Source organism: Rhodococcus sp. Z13 (assembly GCF_025837095.1).
In the GTDB taxonomy this organism is placed as follows: Bacteria; Actinomycetota; Actinomycetes; order Mycobacteriales; family Mycobacteriaceae; genus Rhodococcus; species Rhodococcus sacchari.
In genome coordinates, this window is the sequence record NZ_CP107551.1 from 1,106,906 (window position 1) to 1,121,309 (window position 14,404).

A 14,404-nucleotide genomic window follows, 5' to 3' on the forward strand; every position below is an offset into this window, starting at 1 on the left:
CGATGAGCACAGGCGGCGTCCTCTTCGACCTGCGGCCGCTGCGCGAGAGCGCGGCGTTCCGCCGGATCTTCATCGCCCGCACCATCTCGATCTTCGGCATCGGGATGCTCATGGTGGGTGTCCCGATCCAGGTCTACGACCTGACGGGGTCGTCCCCGACCGTGGGCCTGGTCTCCGCACTCGAAGGGGGCGCCGCCATCGGCGGCATGCTGCTCGGCGGCATGCTCGCCGACAGGTACAACCGCAAGATCCTGATCCTGTTCGCCCGCACCGTCTCCGGTCTCACCTTCGTGGGCCTGGCGATCAACGCGGGCCTCGAGAACCCCTCGGTCCCGGCGATCGTCGTGCTGATGATCGTCAACGGTCTGATCGGATCGATCAGCATCGCGGCCCTGTTCGCGGTCGTGCCCACCCTCGTCCCCAAGGACCAGATGGTCGGGGTCGGGGCCCTCAACGTCCTCAGTGCCCGCGCCGGCGCCGTGCTGTCCCCGGCGCTCGGCGGCCTCGTCATCGCGGCGTTCTCCGTCGCGTGGAACTACTGGGTGGCCGCCGTCGGCACCGCGATCACCGTCGCGCTGCTGTCCGGGCTGCCGTCGCTGAACCCGCCGAAGGACGACCACGAGCACGACGGCTCCGGCGCACCCGCCGAATCGGTCGCGGCGTTCCTGCGCCGCGAACGGATCGTCGGCGGCGTGATGGTCGCCGGCATCGTGGCGATGCTCGGCGGCGGTGTCCTCGTCCTCGTCCCGGCCTTCGCCGCCGACCGGTTCGAGGGCAACTCGGTGGCCGTCGGCGTGATGTACGCGGCGACCGCCCTCGGTGCCGCCGCAGCCACCGTCACCAGCGGATGGCTCGGCCGCGCCCGCAAGCCCGGCACCGTCCTGCTCGGTGCCCTGTTCCTCGGTTTCGTCGTGCAGGCCCTCGTCGGCTTCACCTCGATCCTGGCGGTCACCGTGGTGCTGCTGGTGATCGTCGGCGTCTTCGGCGCCGTCCAGGAGGTGCTGCGCTACTCGCTGATCCAGACCCACACCCCGCACGCGATGCTCGGGCGGGTCAACGGCCTGTGGTCCGCCCAGGAGGTTGCCGGCATGTCGCTCGGTGCGCTCGTCGCCGGTCTGTTCGGCGGCATCTTCACCGCCCCCGAGGCCGTCGTCTGGTACAGCGCCGCGATGGCGGTGCTCGCCCTGCTGGCGGGGTTCGTGCTCCGGCGGTTGCGCACCGCGACCGCGGACCCGGATGCACACCCGGTCGCGGTCGAGTGACGATCCGCCGCGCGGTCGAAGGCCTCGCCCTCGTCGCGGTGGCGACGGGCGCCCTAGGGGTCGTCGTCCACTATCTCGGCCCGGAGAGCAACAAGCTCATCCTGCTGTCCTCGTTCGTGCCGCTGCTCGTGGTCGTCGGGATCGCCGGCACCCTGGTGCTGGCCGCGATCCGGGCGTGGCGCAGCGCCCTGATCGGCCTGCTGGTCGTGCTCGCCGGGGTGTGGACGCAGTTGCCGCTGTTCGTCCCGAGCCGCCCGAGCTTCCCCGACCGGGTCGCGGGGGAACCGATCACCGTCCTGCAGGCCAACATCCGGTTGGGAGAGGCGGACGCCGAGGGTGTCGTCGATCTCGTCCGGCAGCACGACGCCGACGTCGTGACCGTCGAGGAACTCACCGACGACGCTGTCGTCCGTCTGCGCGAGGCGGGCATCGACGAACTCCTCCCCGAGCAGTACCTGAAGCCCCGGCCCGAGGGTGGGGGCGGCACCGGCATCTACAGCCGGTTCCCGCTGCGGAACGCGGAGCCGCTGGGCCGGTTCGCGATGGAGAACCTCGTGGCCGATCTCGAGGTCGGCGACGGACGCACCGTCCTGCTCGCCGTCGTGCACCCCATGCCGCCCTATCCCGAACCGGCCTGGAGGTGGGCGGCGGAGATGGAGAAGCTGGGAGTGCTGCTGCGCGAGCGGGCCTCCGCCGGCACCCCCGTGATCGTCAGCGGCGACTTCAACTCCACCTGGTCGCACACCCGCTACCGGTCGCTGCTCACCGACGGTTTCGTCGACGCCGCCGACCAGACGGGGGCGGGCCTGCTCCTCAGTTATCCGGCCGATACGGTCTATCCCGCGATGATCGGGATCGACCGGATCATCACCCGGGGCGCGACCGTCGATCGCCCGGCGCGCGTGGACATTCCGGGTTCGGACCATCACGGTCTCGTAGCGTCGGTCACACCCTGGTTCGAATGAGATCGGGATATTCTGGACGGGTTGTCCTCGGGGAGAAGGGGGAGCGGTGGAATCCGACCGGCTGCGCGTGAGCGTGGTGGTGCCCGTGTACCGCAGCCTGCCCTACGTCGAGAAGTGCCTGGGATCCGTGCTGCGCCAGACCCGTCCGGTCGATCAGATCGTGCTGGTCGACGATCGGGGCGGGGACGAGTCGATGGATGCCGCGACCGGATTCCTCGACGAGCGCGGCGTCGCGTACACGACCGTCGTCCATCCCCGCAATCTCGGGCTCGGCCGCGCACGCAACTCCGGTCTCCGCAGCGCGACAGGCGATCTCGTGTGGTTCCTCGACAGCGACGACGAAGCCGAACCGCAGTTCGTCGAGACCCTCGTCGCGGCACTCGAGGACGCCGACGCCGACTTCGCGTGCTGCCGCACCCTGCGGGTCGACGAACACGACCGCCCGCTGCAGATCGACGAGGAACCGGTACGTGAATCCGTCGTGTCAGGAGTCGATTTCGCGCACGAACTGATCCGTGGCCGGGTGAAGTCGTATGCGTGCACGAAGCTGTTCCGGCGCGAGATCCTCGGCGACCGGCCGTGGGACGAGGGCCAGGCCTACGAGGACTTCGCCTCGGTGCTCCGGATCGCTCTCGACGCGAAACGGGTCGCGATGGTGGACGATCCGCTCTATCGCTACCTGTTCCGTGAAGGATCGATCTCGAACGCTTTGGGAGAGAGCACCTTCGACCTGTTCAAGGTCGGCCGCGACGCCCGTGCCGCCGTCCGCCGGCACGGGCTGGACCGCGAATGGCTCGACGACATGCGGGGATTCCACTACCGTCAGGTCCTCACCTCCGTCGCGCACCTCGCGATGCGTGCCAGACACGCGTCGACGGACCGTCCCGGCCTCTACGACACCGCGATCCGGAAGGTGCGCAGCGAGATCTCCCTCTCCGACACCGTTCCGCTGGTCCGGTCCGGATATCGGCGGGAGGCGGTCTTCGCGGTCCTGGTGAAGACGGCGCCGTGGCTCTATTCGGCGATCCTGCGTCACCGCTGAGAACACTTCGCCGACGACACAGGAGAACCCGCCGATGTCCCGCCCGTCCACACCGAACCCGTCCACACCCGGGCCGCTCGTCACCGTCCTCGTGCCCGCGTACGACGCGGCGCCCTACCTGCGCGAGGCACTCGACTCGATCCTCGCCCAGGACCTGCGCGATCTCGAACTGCTCGTCGTCGACGACGGATCCACCGACGGCACCGACGAGGTCCTCGCCGGGATCACCGATCCGCGGCTGCGCGTGGTCCGCCAGGACAACACCGGCCTCGTCGGGGCCCTCAACCGCGGGCTCGACGAGGCCCGCGGGACGTTCCTGGCGCGCATGGATGCCGACGACATCATGCCGCCCGGCCGCCTGAGCGCCCAGCTGCGCGCGATGACCGCCGATCCCGATCTGGTGGTGTGCGGCACCGACTACGAGATGTTCGGCGCCATCGAGGGCCGGGTGCGCATGCCCCGCACCGACGCGGCGTGCCGCCAGCGCCTGCTGATGGGGAGCTGTCACTGCGGGGCGTCGGCGATGATCCGCATGTCGGTGCTGCAGCGCAGCGGGATCCGGTTCCGCCCGGAGTTCGCGCACGCCGAGGACTACCGGTTCTTCACCGAACTCGCCGCCCACGGGAAGATGGGCAACCTCCCGATCGTCGGGTACCTGTACCGGATGCATCCGCACCAGGTCAGCGCCGTGTACTCGGACGAACAGCGGGCCGCGCACCTGCGGATCGCCCGCGAGTACGCCCTCGCGACCGGGGTACGCCCCCTCGACGACACCGAACTCGAACTGCTGTTGTGGGCCGGCCGCCCCGAGGGGGCGCTGCCGTTGGCCCTGGCCCGGCAGATGCGCAGGGTGGCCGGACCGGCGGCGCGCGCCGTCATCCGACGCCCGGGGGTGGAGACGATGCGGTTCGTCGGCCGCAAGGTGTACGAGGCCGCGGCGCGCACCCGCGGTTGACGAACCGTTCTCAGGCGGCGGCGGACACCGGGATCCGCACGAACTCGGCCGCGAACCGGCGCAGCGGCACCGCCACCACCGCGAGTGCCACCACGTTCCCGGCAAGCGTCGCCAGACCGACACCGAGCAGCTCGAGGTGCGGCACGAGCAGGGCGGCACCACCGATCGTGACCGCGACGACGAGGCACTGCACGACGAGCATCGATTGCAGCCGCCGCAGGATCTGCGCGAGCAGGAAGTACACCACGACGATCGCCCCGACGACGGCGTCGACGGCCATCACCAGCACCAGGCCGGTCGCGGCGCGGAAGTAGTCGGGGGAGACGAGCCACAGGATCAACGGGCCGCCCACCGCGAGCCCGGCAGCGGAGACAAGGGTGACCGTGCCCAGCATGCGGACCAGCCGGCGCAGCAGGTGCGGACGGTCGGCACCGGGGGAGGAGGCCTCCACGACGAACGACGAACCCACCGCCCCGCGCAGCAGACCGAGCGCCGTGCACATCGTCCACGCCAGGTTGAAATAGGCGTTCTGCTCGGGTCCCAACGCCGACATCACGATCAGCGGCAGCGCCAGCGGCGTGAGGGTGAGCACCAGCGACATCGTGAAGAAGACACCCTGGAACGCCCACAGTTCCCGTGTCGGGGGCAGAGCGGGCTCGAGCTCGCGGCGCTCGCGCACCACCGCCCGCAGCACCCGGACGAGGATCACCGCGGTGATACCGAACGCCAGCCCACCCCACGACCCCGCCATCGCCAGCGCGGACCCCGTCCCGGCCAGGGCGACCACCGGCACGATCTTCAGCACCGACAACGCGATGTTCTTCACGGCGACCGTGCGGGCGCGGCGCAACCCGATCAGCACCGGATCGGTGATCGCATACAGCGCGAGAGCGCACACCAGGAACGGGAAGGCGACGGACTCCGTGCGGGTGGGGAACAACCGGTCGCTCGACGGGCCGAGCAGGACGAACAGTGCACCCAGGAGCAGTGCCACCGCCCCGACGACGAGACCCCCACCGATGATCAACCGCGCGGACATCCTTCCCGCCGCGGGCAGGAACCGCTGGTAGGCCCCGCCCAGGGACAGGCACGAGATGGACGCGAGCATCGTCGCGGTGCTGATCACCGCGGAGGCGTGGCCCACGACCGCGGTGGCGAAGAACCTTTCGGCGACGGCCCAGTACACGAGGCCGAGCACACCGGTGGCGAGCGAGGAGAGCATGAGCGCCGCGGCGTTCGACTCCAGTCCCGGTGCGGCACCGCCACGGATCCTGCGCAGCAGCGTGCCGATCACGCGACGGTCTCCCCGTCGAGTGCGGCGATGAGCCGGGCGGCAGTGGCGGGCTCGACCTTGCGGGCGAACAACGCACCCGACGCGCGCAACCGGGATGCGTCCGCCGGCGTCAGCACGCGGGGACTCGTCGCCAGCAGATCCGACCAGTCGACGAAGTGCATCCCGTGGAGTTGGACCTCGTGGCGTTCCTCCTCCGTGGCCGCGGTGAAGTCCTGCGCGATCCGGTCCCGTCGCGGGGAGGCCGCGACGATCGAGTGGACGACGATCTCGTCGGGACCGAAGGTGTGCCGGTGGAACCGTATCCACGACGGGTGGGCGTCGAGGAAGGCGAGTACGTGGTCGACCGCCGCGTCGGTGAGCGCCCACCACTGGGAGCCCTGGTAGAGGTCGATCGTGGTGTCCACCCGGCGGGGGATGCGGCCGTCGAGACGCCGCAGCACGCGGTTGTCGTGGTCGGGGAAGTGCAGGCGCGACACCCGGGCAGGCGGCCGGACACCGGCACCTGCGAGACGCCGGTCGAGACGGAGGAACTCGGTGGGCGAATCCCACGCGCGCAGCACGTCGTCGAGCGGTGCGATCCGGAGGTCGGCGCCGGAGAGCAGGGCGTAGCGGGTGTAGCGGCGCCCGCTGTGCCGCGCGGCGCGCAGCAGCGCGACGGTCGCCTCGATCTGGCTCAGGCCACCCCAGCGCACGTCGATCCGCCGGTCGCCGCGCAGATAGGTCACCGAACCGCCGTCGGGCACCGCACGTTCGAACGGTTCGAGCGGTACCTTCGCGTCGATGTGCAGGTAGACGTCGATCGCGGGATGCCGCAGCGAGTCGACGAGGGCCCGGATCAGATCGGGATGCTGATGCGCCTGGATCAGCACCGCGGCGCGTACGGTCACGGCCGCACCCGTCCGAGGGCGGCCCGCACGTGCGCGGCGGTGCGCGCGACGTGCGGTGGGCGCAGCATCCCGACGTGGTCGCCCGCCACCCGTTCGACCGACACGACGTTCGGGGCGATCGCCGGCCACCACTGCGGATCGTCCGGATTGTCCTCGGCCATCACCACTTCGAGGTGCCCGTTCCACGGGCGGAAGCGGTGCATCAGGGCGACGCGTCGTCCGAGTTCGTGGAACAGCGACCACTGGGTCCGTGCCGGGTACTGCACGACCCCGGCGGTGAGCAGTCGCGCGCGGGTGCGCCACAGATCCGCCTTCGAGCGCGCGGGCTCCGCCGGTTCCGGTGCTGCCGGTGCCGGCTCGCTCCTGCGGGGCAGTTCGGGACCGCCCTGCGTGAGGGGGCCGTCGAGGATCGTGTCGAGACATACGACGGCCGAGACGGTCTCGCCGCGGGCCTCGAGCAGTCGCGCGACATCCATCGCGATCACCCCGCCGAGCGAGTGCCCGACGAAGAAGTACGGGCCGTGCGGCTGGATCCGCCGGATGTGCCGCAGATAGCGGCGGGCGGCCGACCGGATCGTCCAGTCCGGCAGTCCGCGCCGCTCGAGCCCGCGCGCCTGCAACCCGTAGACGGGTTGATCGGGTCCCAGCTCCCGGGCGAGCGGCAGCAGTGCGAGCGCCGTGGATCCCGCTCCGGCGAAGGCGAACACCGGGGTGCGGGTCCCCGTGGTCTGCAGCGCGACCAGCACCGAGCCGGTCGATCCGGCTCCGGTGGCGGCGGAGGTGCTGCCGGGTGCGGAGGCGTCGATGTGCCGGGCGAACTGCCGCAGGGTCGGGTTGTAGGCGAGGGTCGCCGAGGACGTCTCGATCCCGAAGCGGTCGCCGACCCGGGCGAGCATCTGCTGGGTCTGCAGCGAGTCGCCGCCGAGGGAGACGAAGTCGTCGTCGCGGCCGACACTGTCGAGCCCGAGGATCTCCGCCCAGATACCCGCCAGATCGCGTTCGGTGCCGGTGCCCGGCTCGACATGGGCGGGACGGCCGGGCGGGGGCGGCAGCGCGCCGCGGTCCACCTTGCCGCGTTCGTTGCGGGGCAGGGCGGGCAGCAGCACGATGCGGCCCGGCACCATCCAGACGGGCAGTGCGGCACGCAGTTCGCGGCGCAGGTCCGCCTCGGACGGCGCCCGCACGTCCGGGTCGACGGCGGCGTATCCGACGAGGGAGACGGCGGTGCCGTCGCGGTGCGTGGTCACCACCGCGTCGTCGACACTCGGCAGCGACCGCAGTGCGGCGGCGACCTCGTTCGGCTCGACGAGATAACCGCGAACCTTCACCGCGTCGTCCCGGCGACCCACGAGATGCAGACGGCCCTCGGTGTCGAACCGGCCGAGATCACCGGTGCGGAAGACCGGCAGGCCATCCGCGGTGCGGCCGAAGGCGTCCGGGTCGCCGGCGAGAACACCGTCCGCGTCGGTGAAATAGCCCTCGGCGATGAACGGCGACTCGATCACGAGGGTGCCGATCCGGCCCGGCTCGACCTCGGCGCCGTCCTCGTCCACCAGGCGAACGGTCTTGCGGGAAGCCGGTTCTCCGGCGGGGAGGATGCCCGCGGGGACGTCGGATCCGGTGTCGTAGGCCGCGAACGCGATGTTCCCCGTCTCCGAGGAGCCCGACAGATTGCAGTAGGTGCTCCCGGCGTCGAGTCGCTCGAGCAGTGCCCGCACGTCGTCGCCGTGGACGGGTTCCCCGCAGGTGGTCACCAGGCGCACACCACGCAGAACGTCGGGCCCGCAGACCTTCAGGATCGAGCGCAGCAGCGAGGGGGTGGTGTGCAGGGTGGTCGGACGAGTGTCGGCGAGCCAGCCCGGGACGGCGTCGATGCCGGTCTGCCGCGGGTCGATCACGTGCAGTGCGGCACCGTTCAGCAGTGCCGAGATCACGACGTCCATGCCACCGCCGAAGGCGAGCGGCAGGGGCAGACCCACCCGCTCGCCCGGCCCGATCCCGAGGCGTTCGCCGAACTCGCCCGCCTGATTGAGCCACAGGCGATGGCCCTGGCGCACCGCTTTCGGGGTTCCGGTGGAACCGGAGGTGAACAGCAGGGTCACCGGATCGCGGGCACCGATGTCCCGCAGCGGCACGTCCGCGGCGGGCAGCGAGCGGACGTCGGCGGGGGAGAAGCGGAGACCGCCGCTGCGCCGGTGGATCTCGGCGCGCCGGTCCTCCGGGAGCTGGGAGTCGAGGAGCACCAGCGGATGTCCGGACCGCAGAACCGACACGAGCGCAACGAGCGTGTCGAGATCGCCCGCGGTGTCCAGGGCGACCGGCTGTCGCGGGTCCGGAACACGCGCGACGATCGCGCGGGCCCGGTCGGTGGTCCGTTCGAGAAGTTCGCCGTAGGTGAGGGATTCGCCGCCGGACACCACGGCGGTGGCGTCGGGTGCGGTGTCCGCGACCAGGACGAAGCGATCGCGGACGGTGTGGGTGTCCGCGATCGGGTGGACGGGGATCATCGCAGTGCGGCCGCCCGAACGGTCGTCGCCGGAGCCGGCAGGCCGAGGCGGGGGAACAGCAGCTCCGCCGCGATCTCCGCTTCGCGGGCGAGCGGCCAGCCGGACAGGATCCAGATGTCCACACCCAGCTGCGCGCTCATCTCCCGGATCCGCGCGGCGACGTTGTCGGCGCTGCCCACGAGGTAGTTGCCGGTGCCCTTGCCCGCGATGTCGAAAGGGGGCTCCGCGGCGGTCCAGGTGGTCAGACCCGCCGCCATGTTGGGGGCGAACTCGAGTTCGCTGCGGGTGGGCAGCCGCCCGGCGCGCAGCGCCTCGATGCGAGCCTGCACCTGCGGGTCGTCGGAGCTCAGTTCCGCCAGGGGCGGGAAGTGGAAGCTGGTGAGGTTACGGTCGACCGTCTCGAGCACCGAATGCGGATCGGTCTGGGCGAGTTGCCATTCGAATCGCTCCCACGCCTCCTCTTCGGTCTCGCGCACGACGACGCTGGCGAGCACTCCGAATCGCATGGTGCGGCCGCGCGCCGCGGCGGCCTCGCGGACCCGGTCGAAGAGCCTGCCCATGTCCTCGGCCGGCCCCATGAACGTCAGGTAGGCGTCGAGTACCGCGGCGGCGTGAGCGATGCCCTCCGGCGACGCGCCGGTACCCCACAGCGGCACCCCGCCCGGCTGGCGGGGGCCGGGGATGGCCGGCTTGTAGCGGGGACCGAACTCGAAGTAGCGGCCGTGGTATTCCTCCGTGCTGTCGAGATACAGGTCCTTGAAGACGGTCCAGTACTCCTCGGAGACCGCGTAACGCTCCTGCTTCGAGTGGAAGCGCCCGTAGCGGGCCAGCACGGGGTCGGCGCCGTTGACCTGGTTGTAGATCAGCCGACCACCGGAATAGTGGTCGAACACCTGCGCCTGCTCGGCGAGCAGGGCCGGGGGCTTGATGCCGGGATACTCGGGAATCACGAACCGCAGCCGCTCGGTGTCGCCGACCAGCGAGATCGGTTCCCGTGCAGTCGTGAGCGCCCCGTAATAGCCGAGACGGTCGAGGACACGGGCCTGCTCGCGGATCCCCTCGAAGGACTGCGGGTAGCGGTGGCGGGCGTCCCAGGGGGCCTCGCCGTCGACCGCACCGATGTACCAGAGGATGTCGGGCGCGTTCGTGTCCTCGACCGTCATGCTGTTCGTTCGTTCCTTCGTCGGTCTCTAGCGCTCGTCGCAGAACTCGGTGATGGGCAGGCCGACGTGACGTGCCTCGGTGGGGACGTAGCCGAGCAGCTTGTCGCCGGGCTTCAGTTCGGTGACGTTGTTGACCGAGCCGCCCGGGCCGAGCAGGCGCACGTGCCAGTCGTCCTGGGTGATGACGTTGACGGACTTGCCGTTCGGGGCGGTCGCGGTGATCGACAGCAGCGGGCGCTTCTCGATCTTCACGCGGCCGATGCGCACCTCGCGTACGCTGCCGTCCGACCGCACGGCCAGGATCGGGAACCCGGCCTGCAGCTCGCTGATGTAGCGGGTGCGGTTCTCGGGGCCGAGCACGTAGGAGTGGACGGCGCCGGCGTTCCAGCGGAACGGGCGGGTAGGCATGTAGGGGAGGGGGTGGGTTTCGCTGCAGGACAGGAACATTCCGGTCGAGAACGAGCCGAGTAGGCAACCTTCGTCCTTCTCCAGGAGCGAGCAGGTGTCGATGCAGGCCCGGTCGCCCATGCCGATGTGCTCGACCTTCGACACGACCAGCTCGGACAGCTCCATCCGGTCGAGCTTGTGCTCGACGATGCGGGAGATCTTCACGACGTCGTCGGCGGTGCGGGGTGCGAGCAGCAGGCCGTCGGAGCCGTGCTCGAGAACGAGCTTGACGATCTCGGCGTCCTCGACGTCGGTCACCGTGGTGACGGTCCGCCCACCGGAGTTCTCGGCGGCGGCGATGACGATCTCGAGGGGGATCTTCGTCGGGTCGGTGAAGGTCAGCACCGTCCACGGCACCTCGCGGACGACCTCGCAGGCCTCCTGCAGGGTAGGGGCGTCGGAGACGACCACGTGCACACCGCGATCGGGGGTGTGGCCGATGTTCTTCGAGTTCAGGTGGGCGCGATCGCCGACGACGACGAGGTCGACCTTGTCGTACGGGAAGTCCTCGGCGACGGGCTCGTTCACCACGAGAATCCGACGCACGGTCGGCGGCAGGTCGGACAGGACCTCGACGGAGTCGGCGACGATACCGTCGACACGCTGGTGCAGGGAGGCCTGCACGATCGCGTCGAACTGCGACTCCTCGACGTCGCGGACGTCGATCCACGCGAAGTGGCCCTCGCGGCTCGCGGGTGCGCGGCAGGTGTCGGAGCCGGCTCCGTCGACCGGGACGATCTGATCGGTGACGATTGTGCTGTCCATGGGTGGACGGATTCCCTTCGTAGCGTGCGTGTCGGTGTCGCGCTGTGGAGTGACGTCAGGCGGTTTCGAGCCGGGGCTCGAGATCCAGGTGGTCGGCGGCGCGGGTCGGTGTCCGGATCCCGTGGACCATGGCCGACAGTGCGGACGCCACCGCGAACGGATTCTCCGCTCCGAAGACGTTCCTGCCGAAGCTCAAGCCTGCCACACCCGCGTCGAGGATCTCACCGGCGAGGTCGAGGACGGCCTGGTCGGTGGGGGTCCGGTCGCCACCGGCGACGCACACGGGGATCGGGCAGCTGTCGACGACGGCGCGCATCGACTCGGTGGCGCCCGTGTAGTCGAGCTTGACGATGTCGGCGCCGAGATCGGTGGCGATCGCGCCGAGGTGGGCGATCTCGGCGGCGGTGGGGCGGTCCGAACGGCGCGGGCCGCGGGCGTACATCATGGCGAGCAGCGGGACGCCGAGGGTCTCGCACTCGCGGGAGACCGCGGCGAAGTCCTCGAGCTGGCGGCGTTCGGTCTCGGAGCCGATGTTGACGTGCACGCTCACCGCGTCGGCGCCGAGCCGGAGTGCGTCCTCGACACCGGAGACGAGGATCTTGGCGTCGGTGTCGAGGCTGAGCTCGGTGCCGGCCGACAGGTGGACGATGAGCGCCATACGCGCGAAGTGGGTGGGGTCGACGTGACGGGCGCGGCCGCGGTGCAGGACCACGGCGTTCGCGCCGGCGTTCGCGAGGATGCCGACGGTGGTGTCCGCGTGGTCGGCGGCGCCGAGCGGGCCGATGGTCACCGAGTGGTCCATCGGCACGATGAAGGTGCGTCCCGTGGCGGGATCGCAGATGCGGGACATGCGAAGGGACTTACCGCCGGCCACGCGCTTGGGCGCGAGTGTGGATAGCGTCCGCATCGATTCTCTCCTGTTCGGCAGGGATGCCTGCAGCCGTCGGAACCCCGGCGACACCTTAGGGTAGGCTACACAAAACTGCCCGAGATGAGGATAGGGGGTCCCGTGCGATCTACGCCACTCGTCTCGAAGGTCCGGATTCGGGTACAGGAACCGGACGATCGACGCGACGTGGATGCCGCGACCGGTGCCGAGCTGCACGCCTACCTGCGCAGGATCGGTCTCCCGGTCGAGCGCGCCGAGGATCCCGTCGGCGAGGACCTGCTCCGGGCCGTCGTCGCCGCCCAGATCGCGACCGTGCCCTTCGAGAACCTCGACATCCACCGCGGGATCCCCGTCGACCTCGACGTCGCCGCGCTGACGGCCAAGCTCGTCACCGGGCGCCGCGGGGGCATCTGCTACGAACTCAACGGACTGCTCGCCCGGGTCCTGCGCGGGCTGGGTTTCGACGCCCGGCTCGTGGGGGCCACCGTCCTCGCCGAGGGGGTGCCGGGCCCGCCCCTGGGGCACGTCGCCGTCGTCGTCCGCGCGGACGGGCAGGTCTGGCTCGTCGACGCCGGTTTCGGTGGGGAGGCGCTCGTCGAGGAGATCACCGACGGCGACCCCGGGGCGGGGACACCGATCGAGGTGCGATTCGACTCAGGGGCGGCCTACCGCACCGACGGGACGGTGCGTCCGCTCTCGGACTTCGTTGCGATGGCCCACTGGCACAGCACTTCGCCGCGGTCGCGCTTCACCGGCGGGATCGTCTGCTCGGTCACCGGCCCGGACTCCCGTCGCACCCTGTCGTGCGCGCCGGACGGCGGCTACCGCCTCGTCGTCACCGCGGGTGGTTCCCGCACGGTGCACGACCTCGACTCCGTGCAGGTCGTGGAGGTCCTGCACCGCGACTTCGGCATCACCCTCGCCGATCCGCCGCGGCCCCGGACGTTCGGTTCTCAGGCGTAGGACCACGGAGTGGGGAAGGGCAACCCCAGATAGACCTCGCCGAGGGCGCGCTGTTCGGCCTCGGACTCCACCCACCGCCGCATGCGGCTCAGGCGCAACTGCAGGTCCATCGGATCGTCCGAGAGGGTGTGGAAGGTCGTGGTGAGCAGCCAGGAGAAGTGCTGGGCCTGCCAGATCCGGGGCAGACAGGTGCGGCTGTAGGAGTCCAGGTGCTCGCGGATGCCGTCCCGGTAGTACGCACCGAGGGCGTAGGACAGCACGCACGCGTCCGAGACCGCGAGGTTGAGTCCCTTCGCTCCGGCGGGAGGCACGATGTGCGCGGCGTCGCCGAGCAGGAACAGGCGGCCGTTCTGCATGGTCTCGCAGACGTAGCTGCGAAGCGGGGCCAGCGACTTGTCGAAGATCTCGCCGCGCTCGAGTTCCGGGTGGTCGACGCTCTCGCTGCGCCGGGTCAGTTCGTCCCAGATCCGCTCGTCGGGCCAGTCCTCCAGATCGGTGTCCGGCGGCACCTGGAGGTACTGCCGCGTGATGTGGGGCCCGCGCATGCTGTGCAGCGACATGCCGTCCTCGTGTGCGCAGTACATGCCCTCGGGGGTGGCCGGCGCGGTGCGGGCCAGGATGCCCAGCCACGCCACCGGATAGGTGCGTGTCACCTCGACCCGCTCGGATTCGGGGATGTGGGTGCGCCCGATGCCGTGGAAGCCGTCGCATGCGGCGACGAAGTCCGCCTCGATGGTGAGCGGCCCGCCGGGCCCCTCGGCGTGCACGACCACCCCGTCCGGTTTCGTGTCGATGCCGACGGCCTTCGTCTCGAACAGGATGGGGCCGTCCGCCTCGAGGCGCAGGGCGACGAGATCCTTGACGAGCTCCTGCTGCGGGTAGACGGTCGCGTGCCCGCCGACGAGCCGGTGGAAGTCCAGATGGTGGGTGGTGCGGTCGAAGCGGAGGTAGAAACCGTCGTGGTCCATGCCCTCCGCGGCCAGGCGGGTGCCCGCGCCGAGTTCGTGCATGAGGGTCACCGTCGGCTGTTCGAGGATGCCTGCCCGGGTGCGGGTCTCGATGTAGGTGCGGTCGCGGTGCTCGACGACGACCGAGTCGATGCCCTGCAGGGCGAGCTGACGGGCAAGGGTGAGCCCCGCCGGGCCGGCGCCGATGATTGCCACTCGAGTACGCACGCGCGATTCCTTCTACCTGTGTCGCCCGCGACCGGCTCCCGAAATGTCTGTGATGTCCGACACAGGAAGGGGTTAGGGCTTTGCTTAGGC

At 70.6% G+C, this 14,404-nt stretch carries 12 protein-coding genes; 5 read left to right on the top strand and 7 right to left on the bottom strand.

Translation table 11 applies throughout. The annotated features are described in order from the left end of the window. Positions 1 to 2: 2 nt before the first annotated feature. The 4 genes from entS to OED52_RS05145 are packed head-to-tail and all read left to right on the top strand — an operon-like array spanning position 3 to position 4,224. Positions 3 to 1,262 (top strand): enterobactin transporter EntS, encoded by a 1,260-nt coding sequence (gene entS, locus OED52_RS05130; RefSeq protein WP_264153604.1) that lies wholly within the window; start codon positions 3 to 5, stop codon positions 1,260 to 1,262. Continuing rightward, the gene (locus OED52_RS05135) at positions 1,259 to 2,227 is read left to right on the top strand and encodes an endonuclease/exonuclease/phosphatase family protein (RefSeq protein ID WP_264153605.1); all 969 of its coding nucleotides are present in this window, start codon (positions 1,259 to 1,261) and stop codon (positions 2,225 to 2,227) included. The genes entS and OED52_RS05135 overlap by 4 nt, the downstream gene beginning before the upstream one ends. Positions 2,228 to 2,273: 46 nt before the next feature. Next, complete coding sequence (locus OED52_RS05140; RefSeq protein ID WP_264153606.1) at positions 2,274 to 3,269, top strand: glycosyltransferase family 2 protein; 996 nt, start codon at positions 2,274 to 2,276, stop codon at positions 3,267 to 3,269. Positions 3,270 to 3,303: 34 nt separating this feature from the next. After that, positions 3,304 to 4,224: a glycosyltransferase family 2 protein gene (locus OED52_RS05145; protein ID WP_264153607.1), complete on the top strand. Its 921-nt coding sequence runs from the start codon at positions 3,304 to 3,306 to the stop codon at positions 4,222 to 4,224. A gap of 10 nt (positions 4,225 to 4,234) precedes the next feature. On the opposite strand, the gene OED52_RS05150 is transcribed toward OED52_RS05145, so the two are convergent. The 6 genes from OED52_RS05150 to OED52_RS05175 are packed head-to-tail and all read right to left on the bottom strand — an operon-like array spanning position 4,235 to position 12,194. After that, entirely contained in the window at positions 4,235 to 5,518 is a 1,284-nt protein-coding gene (locus OED52_RS05150) for a lipopolysaccharide biosynthesis protein (RefSeq protein WP_264153608.1), read from the bottom strand. Next, a complete protein-coding gene (locus tag OED52_RS05155; RefSeq protein WP_264153609.1) occupies positions 5,515 to 6,405 on the bottom strand; it encodes a beta-1,6-N-acetylglucosaminyltransferase in 891 nt (296 codons plus the stop codon). The genes OED52_RS05150 and OED52_RS05155 overlap by 4 nt, the downstream gene beginning before the upstream one ends. Then, positions 6,402 to 8,912 carry a non-ribosomal peptide synthetase gene (locus OED52_RS05160; RefSeq protein ID WP_264153610.1) on the bottom strand — a complete coding sequence of 837 codons (2,511 nt, stop codon included), beginning with the start codon at positions 8,910 to 8,912 and terminating at the stop codon, positions 6,402 to 6,404. The genes OED52_RS05155 and OED52_RS05160 overlap by 4 nt, the downstream gene beginning before the upstream one ends. Further along, positions 8,909 to 10,075 (bottom strand): LLM class flavin-dependent oxidoreductase, encoded by a 1,167-nt coding sequence (locus tag OED52_RS05165; protein WP_264153611.1) that lies wholly within the window; start codon positions 10,073 to 10,075, stop codon positions 8,909 to 8,911. The genes OED52_RS05160 and OED52_RS05165 overlap by 4 nt, the downstream gene beginning before the upstream one ends. A gap of 27 nt (positions 10,076 to 10,102) precedes the next feature. Beyond that, on the bottom strand, positions 10,103 to 11,287 hold the full coding sequence (locus tag OED52_RS05170; RefSeq protein ID WP_264153612.1) for a 3-dehydroquinate synthase II: 1,185 nt from the start codon (positions 11,285 to 11,287) through the stop codon (positions 10,103 to 10,105). 55 nt (positions 11,288 to 11,342) lie between these two features. Beyond that, positions 11,343 to 12,194: a 2-amino-3,7-dideoxy-D-threo-hept-6-ulosonate synthase gene (locus tag OED52_RS05175; RefSeq protein WP_264153613.1), complete on the bottom strand. Its 852-nt coding sequence runs from the start codon at positions 12,192 to 12,194 to the stop codon at positions 11,343 to 11,345. A 168-nt stretch (positions 12,195 to 12,362) separates the two neighbouring features. On the opposite strand from OED52_RS05175, the gene OED52_RS05180 reads away from it, so the two are divergent. After that, positions 12,363 to 13,139 (top strand): arylamine N-acetyltransferase family protein, encoded by a 777-nt coding sequence (locus OED52_RS05180; protein ID WP_264153614.1) that lies wholly within the window; start codon positions 12,363 to 12,365, stop codon positions 13,137 to 13,139. On the opposite strand, the gene OED52_RS05185 is transcribed toward OED52_RS05180, so the two are convergent. Continuing rightward, a complete protein-coding gene (locus OED52_RS05185; RefSeq protein ID WP_264153615.1) occupies positions 13,130 to 14,314 on the bottom strand; it encodes a 4-hydroxybenzoate 3-monooxygenase in 1,185 nt (394 codons plus the stop codon). The genes OED52_RS05180 and OED52_RS05185 overlap by 10 nt on opposite strands. Between the last annotated feature and the right edge of the window lie 90 nt (positions 14,315 to 14,404).